The organism is Nocardia sp. No.11 (assembly GCF_038752175.1).
In the GTDB taxonomy this organism is placed as follows: Bacteria; Actinomycetota; Actinomycetes; order Mycobacteriales; family Mycobacteriaceae; genus Nocardia; species Nocardia canadensis.
Map to the genome: position 1 here is coordinate 1 of NZ_JBCGFB010000200.1, position 6,720 is coordinate 6,720.

Here is a 6,720-nt window from a genome sequence, read left to right on the forward strand (position 1 = left end):
CTCGGCGCGGCCATCCAGTACTTCACCACGATCAACCAGCCGTTCCAGGGGAAATGATCCGGCGCTGCTGACCGCAGTGCCCAGTTCGACCCGCGTCGACCGGCTGCGTGCGCAGCCGGTCACGGTGCGGCCGTCGCCTCGCTGACGAGCACGGCGGCGACGCGGCCCGCGTAGTCGATGACGGTGGCCGGGTCGTCGCCCGCGTCGACCCGGCGCACGCACGCGTCGACCAGCGCCTGGAGTGACTCCGTCACCAGGGCGGGATTCGTCACCGCCGCCGCGGACAGTTCCCCGCGCAGGAGGTCGGCCAGTTCGGTGTGCAACGCGATCACCCGGGCCCGCGCGGGCGCCGAGAGGTTCATCCGCGAGAGCGCGGTGCGCCAGGCGTGATCCCCGTCGACGGCCTGCTCGACGTTGACGCGGACGTAGGCCACCACGCCGGCGGCGGGTGTCGGTGCGGCCTCGATCGCGTCGCGGACCGCGCTCGTCCACCGTGGGAAGCCGCGGGTGGCCACCATCTCGATCAGATCGTCGATCGAGTCGACGTAGCGGTAGATGCTGTTGCGGGCGATTCCCGCGCGGGCCGCCACCGCCCCGGCGGTCAGGGTTGTCTCGCTGTCCTGGGCCAGGAGGAACTCGGCGCTGTCGATCAGCGCCGCGAGTACTCGGGCGCGATGCTCGCGGACGCTGTCCGCGTTGATCTTGGGCATGGACCTCGGCTGCTTTCTCTTCCCCGTGTCCGGTTCCAGTTCGGGTACGTGCTAGCGTGCCGTCGAGCTCTTGGAGACACCGTGTCTCCAAGAGCGATTCATGTGCGTCCCGGACCTGGTCGGGCCTGCGCCGCGCACCGACGACACGGAGCTATTGCGATGAACGACCTTAGTGGGATCGACGGCTTCCTCGGCACGAGGGCGTCGATCGCCATGGACATGATGGTGACGTCGATGGTGCTGGTGGTGCTCGCGCTCGGATGGAGTGTGTACCGGGTCAAGGTCGGCAGGCGGTTCCGGCTCCACCGCGGGATCCAGCTCGGACTGGGTGTCGCGCTACTGGTCGCCGTCGTGCTGTTCGAACTGGATGTGCGCTTCAATGGCTGGCAGGAACGCTCCGCGGGAGTCGTGGGCGGCACGGCGTCCACCGCGGTGTGGACGTCGCTGGCGATCCACCTGGTGTTCGCCGTCACCTCGGTACTGCTGTGGCCGGTGGTGATCGTGCGGGCGGTGCGCAATTTCGGCAATCCGCCGCTGCCGGGCGCGCACGCTGCGTGGCACCGCCGGTGGGCGGGGTCGCGGCGATCGATATGACGCTCACCGCGCTGTCCTGCTGGGTCTTCTACTGGCTCGCTTTCGCCGCCTGATCGGCCGTCTCGTTCGCGTGTCGGGGCCGGGCCGGACAGAATCGGAGGGGAACTCCGCATTCGGTGACGGTGAAAGGACGACAGGCGATGACGCTGTCCCGTCGGCAACTCCTGCGCTTCGGCGTGACCGGTTCGGTCGCGGCCGCGGTCGGCGTGTCGGCGGTGAGCAGCGCCCGCTTCGCCGCGCCGCGCACACTCGGCGAACCGTTCTCCCTCGGTGTCGCTTCCGGGGAGCCGACCGCCGACGGCGTAGTGCTGTGGACGCGGCTCGCACCCGATCCGCTGGCGCCCGACGGGTACGGCGGGATGCCGATCGACCCGGTGACCGTCGACTACGAGGTCGCCGAGGACGAGCGCTTCACCAGGGTGGTGGCCAGGGGTGCGGCGGTGGCCACCCGCGCGCTCGGCCACAGCGTGCATCCCGAGGTCGGCGGGCTGGCGCCGGATCGGTGGTACTTCTATCGATTCCGGGCGGGCTCGGCGATCTCCCCCGTCGGTCGCACCCGCACCGCGCCGGTGGCGGGCAGCCCGACCGCTCGGATGCGCTTCGCCTTCGCCTCGTGCCAGTCCTGGAGCTCCGGGTACTACACCGCCTACGAGCATCTGAGCGCCGAGGATCTGGACCTGGTGGTGCACCTGGGCGACTACATCTACGAGTCGTCCTGGGTGCTCGCGCGGCAGGGCGCGAGCCTGCCGCCCCAGCTGGAGGGCGAGGCGGTGAACCTGACGGGGTACCGCCTCAAGTACGCCCAGGCCAAGACCGAACCGCCGCTGCAACGCGCGCACGCGGCCTTTCCCTGGCTGGTCACCCTCGACGACCACGAACTCGACAACAACTGGGCCGGGGCGCAGCCGGGACTCGGTCTCGACGTGTACCGGCTGCCGCCGCTGTACCGGCGCCGCAAGGCCGCCGCCTTCCAGGCCATGTACGAGCATCAACCCCTGCGCCTGGCCCAGCTGCCCGCCGGGCCGAGCGCGCACCTGCACCGGCGCTACCGTTTCGGCGATCTGGCCGAGTTCACCATGATCGACACCAGGCAGTACCGCTCCCCGCAGGCCTGTGGCGACGGCACCGCGGTCACCGGCTGCGCCGACCGCTTCGCCACCGACCGCACGATCCTCGGTGCGGCGCAACGGGACTGGCTCGTCGACGGCCTGTCCACCTCGCCCACGCGCTGGCAGGTGCTCGGCAATCAGGTCGCGATGGCGCAGTCCGACTACGACCCGGGACCGGAGCTGTTGCTGGGCACCGACGCCTGGGACGGCTACATCGCCGACCGCAACACGGTGCTCGGCGCGGCGGCCGCACGCGCCGCGGGCAATCTCGTCGTGATCACCGGCGACCGCCACGAGAACTACGTCGCCGACCTGCGCGGCGACTACGCCGATCCCGAATCACCCGTGGTGGCCACGGAATTCACGGGCACCTCGATCACCACCGGCGGTGACGGCGCCGACTTCCCCGATAGCGGGCGGGCGCTGCTCGCGGCCAATCCGGACATGAAGTTCTACAACCGGCAGCGCGGCTATGCCCGGGTCGAGCTGGATCACCGGCTGTGGCGCACCGACTTCCGGGTGCTGCCCTATGTCACCCGGCCGGGAGCACCGATCAGCACCCGCGCCGGTTTCGTCGTCCAGGACGGTATTCCGGGAGCCGCTCCGGCGTGAGAACGGCGGCAGGTCCTCCTGCGCCGACGTCGGATGCCCGGGAGGCCCCGAGGCTCACGGCACGGAGACAGGACGCAGGCAGCTCTGCAAGGGAGTGACGATCGAACACAGCGCGGGTCGGCGGGTCGGACGATAGTCCGCCGGGACGCCGTTCGCGGAGGTGATCGCACGCAGGGCGGCCACCGCGTCGGTGGGGCGGCGGGTCAGGCCGGGGTCGGTCACATCGACGGTGTAGAGCCCGAAACGCGGTGCGTAGCTGCCCCATTCGTAGTTGTCGGTGAGGCTCCAGTAGTTGTAGCCGATGACGTCGATGCCGTCGAGCTCGGCACGCTGGAGCCAGTACACGGTGTCGCGCAGATGGTCGGCGCGGGTATAGCCGTCGTGGCGGGGGGCGCCGTGCTCGGTCGGCAGCCCGTTCTCCACCACATAGATCGGCAGGCCGGGGAACTTCTCGGCGTAGGTGCGCAGGTCGTAGTAGATGCCCTCGGGCTCGATCGCGTTCTTCCATAGCTCGTCACCCACCAGCGCGGTGGTCGGCGGATGCTGGAGCGAGACACCGTAGTAGAAGTCGATGCCGAGGTAGTCGAGCTTGCCCCGGACCCGGTCGACGAACAGCAGATCCGTGAGATTCTGCACGATCGGATACTGCGCGACATTGCTGGTCACCTTCGCGCCCGGCTGCCGCTGGTGGATGTAGTCGTAGATCGCTCCGTGCGCCTGCACCAGCCGGTCGAACATCGGCACGGCGTCGAGCGGTCCGATGTCACCGATCTTGATCGACTGGGCCACGTACCCCATCGGTTCGTTGATGGTCACCCACAGCGGATCGAACGCCGCGTACCGATCGACCACGCGGCGCATATTGGCCAGCCAGTCCGCGACCATGCCCTGGTTCGTCCAGCCGCCCCGGTCGGCCGCCCAGCCGGGGATGACCCAGTGATCGAGGGTGAGCATGGGCCGCATCCCCGCCGCCCGGATCTTCGCCAGGACCGCGTCGTAGAACCGGAAGTCGTCGTCGTTCCAGACATCCGCGCGCGGCTGCACCCGCGCCCACTCGATGCTGAGCCGGAAGACCCGTACCCCCAGCCCGGCCGCCAGTTCGATGTCTTCGGCGTAGCGGGTGTAGAAGTCGACCGAGTCGCCGTACGAATCTCGCGCCTTCCCCGAACCGGCGTAGCGGCTCCAGTTGCTGTCCGGCGCATGACCTTCGGACTGGAACCCGGACATGGACACGCCCCACTGGAAGTCCGCGCCGAGGGCGGGCACACGCGTCGGCGCGGCCGCCGCACTGCCGGTGCCGGACCCGCTGGGTGCCGCGAAGACCGTGCCGCTCCCGCCGAGCACGAGCGCGATCGTCGATAGAATCGTGCACAGGATGCGCGTGCGTCTCATATCGGCAGGATCTCCCCAGGTGGTCGAGCGGCGGTGATGTCAGCAGCCCGGACTTTACTGGTCACATGTCCAATATGTGGCGGATTCCGGGAGCTACTGATCGGCGGTGAAGTCCTCCAGGGTGAGTGGGGACGTCTCGGGCACCCGGACCGGGCGCAGGAACGCCCAGCCGACGAACACGACAGTCACCCCGAGCATGCCCAGACCCGCCCACAGGTTCACGTCGATCCCGCCGGTCTTGGCCTCCTGCGCGGCCGGGTCCTGCACCAGCGAGGTGATCACCAGGACGACGCCGTAGCAACCGAGCAACGCGCCGATGATGGTGCGGATATCGAAAAGCATGGCCCTGTCTCCTTATCCGACGACGATGTCGAGGGCGATCACCAGCACGAGCGCGATCCCGGCGAGCAGTACCGGGCGCTGGTACCAGGGCAACGAGTCCGCGTCGGGGTCGGTGCGCAGCGCCTTCGGGGTCTCGGAGTAGACCAGGCCGACCAGTTCCGCGGCGGGCTTGGGCCGGGTGACCAGCGTGACCGCGACGCTGACGGTGATATCGACGACGAAGGCGGCGCCCGCGGCGACGAAGCTCGCGCCTTGCCCGGACAGGTTCGTCACCCCGGTCTCGTTGAGCAGGAACACCGATACCGCGGCCAGCGTGCCACTGACCAGGCCGACCCAGCCCGCGGCGGGTGTCATCCGCTTCCACAGCATGCCGAGGATGAAGGTCGCGAACAGCGGCGCGTTGAAGAACGCTGAACAGCGTCTGCAGGTAGTCCATCATGTTGCTGAATCCACCCGCGATGAACGCGGTGAAGATCGCCGCGACGGTCGCGCCGACCGTCGCCAGCCTGCCGACCTTCAGGTAGTAGCCGTCGGGCCTGCCCTTACACACGTACTGCTGCCACAGGTCGAAGCTGAACACGGTGTTGAACGCGGAGACATTGGCCGCCATGCCCGCCATGAACGCCGCGAGCAGACCGGCCAGGCCCACCCCCAGCAGCCCGTTCGGCAGCACCTCTTTCATCAGGAACAGCAGCGCCTGGTTGTAGGTGACGTCGCCCTCGAAATCCGGATTCGCGGTGACCTGCTGCTTGTACTCGATCATCTGCGGCACCAGCACCGCGCTGATCATGCCGGGGATGACCACGATCAGCGGGATGAACATCTTCGGGTAGGCGCCGATGATGGGCGTGCGCCGCGCGGCCGAGATCGAGTGTGTCGCCAGGGCGCGCTGCACCTCGACGAAATTGGTCGTCCAGTAGCCGAAGGAGAGCACGAAGCCCAGGCCGAACACGATGCCCATGATCGAGGCGAAGTCGTCGGTGAACCCGCTCATCGCGTTGCCCGGCCAGGTGCTCAGCTGGGCGGCACCGCCCGGCGAGGCGGTCACCTTGTCCTGCAAGCCTTCCCAGCCGCCGACCCGGTGCAGACCGACCAGGGTCAGCGGCAGCAGCGCCGCCACGATGACGAAGAACTGCAGCACCTCGTTGTAGATCGCGGCCGAGAGCCCGCCCAGGGTGACATAGGACAGCACGATCGCCGCCGCCACGATCACCGAGATCCACAGCGGCCAGCCCAGCAGCACATTGACGATGGTGCCGAGCAGGTAGAGGTTCACCCCGGCGATGAGCACCTGGGCCAGCGCGAAACTCAGCGCGTTCACCAGGTGCGCGCCGGTGCCGAAGCGCCTGCGCATGAACTCGGGCACCGAGCGGACCCTGGAGCCGTAGTAGAACGGCATCATCACCACGCCCAGAAAGAGCATGGCGGGCACGGCGCCGATCCAGAAGTAGTTGAACGTCGGGAAGCCGTACTGGGCGCCGTTGGCCGACATGCCCATGATCTCCACCGCGCCCAGATTGGCGGAGATGAAGGCGAGCCCGGTGACCCAGGCCGGCAGCGACCGGCCGGAGAGGAAGAAGTCGACGCTGGAGGACACCCGGCGCCGGGCGATCAGCCCGATGCCGAGCACGAACACGAAATACAAAGCGACGAGCGCGTAGTCGACGGGAGCGGCGTCCAGACGCAGGGTCGACGACGCGTCGAGCGTGGTGGTGGAAACGGCAAGCGGCACAGCGTGTCCCTCCTGGCCTGGAACCGGGTGGCGCAGGGACGTCGTTGGCGACGGCGCGGAACTTTTGTTCAGGCCACTCGGTGGGCCCCGGCGGCCGGTTCGACGGTGAAGACCCGGGGCGCGGACAGACCCGCCGTCAGGAAGCGCTGCTCGATCCGCGCGGCCACCCGGTCGCCGTCCGCACGGTCGACCAGCGCCAGCACGCTGCCGCCGAAACCGCCGCCGACCA

General features: G+C 68.9%; 5 protein-coding genes and 1 pseudogene. 2 read left to right on the forward strand and 4 right to left on the reverse strand.

Annotation, left to right across the window (positions count from 1 at the left end; translation table 11 throughout):
- Positions 1–119: 119 nt before the first annotated feature.
- Complete coding sequence (locus V8688_RS30755; protein ID WP_218720987.1) at positions 120–710, reverse strand: TetR/AcrR family transcriptional regulator; 591 nt, start codon at positions 708–710, stop codon at positions 120–122.
- Positions 711–869: 159 nt separating this feature from the next.
- On the opposite strand from V8688_RS30755, the gene V8688_RS30760 reads away from it, so the two are divergent.
- The gene (locus tag V8688_RS30760) at positions 870–1,304 is read left to right on the forward strand and encodes a DUF420 domain-containing protein (protein WP_342802262.1); all 435 of its coding nucleotides are present in this window, start codon (positions 870–872) and stop codon (positions 1,302–1,304) included.
- Between the two features lie 140 nt (positions 1,305–1,444).
- Positions 1,445–3,025, forward strand: a complete 1,581-nt coding sequence (locus V8688_RS30765) for an alkaline phosphatase D family protein (protein ID WP_342802263.1) — start codon at positions 1,445–1,447, stop codon at positions 3,023–3,025.
- A gap of 54 nt (positions 3,026–3,079) precedes the next feature.
- Here V8688_RS30765 and V8688_RS30770 read toward each other — a convergent pair whose 3' ends face one another.
- The 3 genes and pseudogenes from V8688_RS30770 to V8688_RS30780 all read right to left on the reverse strand — a co-directional run bounded on the left by V8688_RS30770 (position 3,080) and on the right by V8688_RS30780 (position 6,446).
- Positions 3,080–4,417, reverse strand: coding sequence for a family 1 glycosylhydrolase (locus tag V8688_RS30770; RefSeq protein ID WP_342802264.1), 1,338 nt, complete (start codon positions 4,415–4,417; stop codon positions 3,080–3,082).
- Positions 4,418–4,510: 93 nt separating this feature from the next.
- Positions 4,511–4,759: a hypothetical protein gene (locus V8688_RS30775; RefSeq protein ID WP_218720991.1), complete on the reverse strand. Its 249-nt coding sequence runs from the start codon at positions 4,757–4,759 to the stop codon at positions 4,511–4,513.
- Positions 4,760–4,771: 12 nt separating this feature from the next.
- Positions 4,772–6,446 (reverse strand): annotated as a pseudogene (locus tag V8688_RS30780) (sodium:solute symporter family protein).
- Between the last annotated feature and the right edge of the window lie 274 nt (positions 6,447–6,720).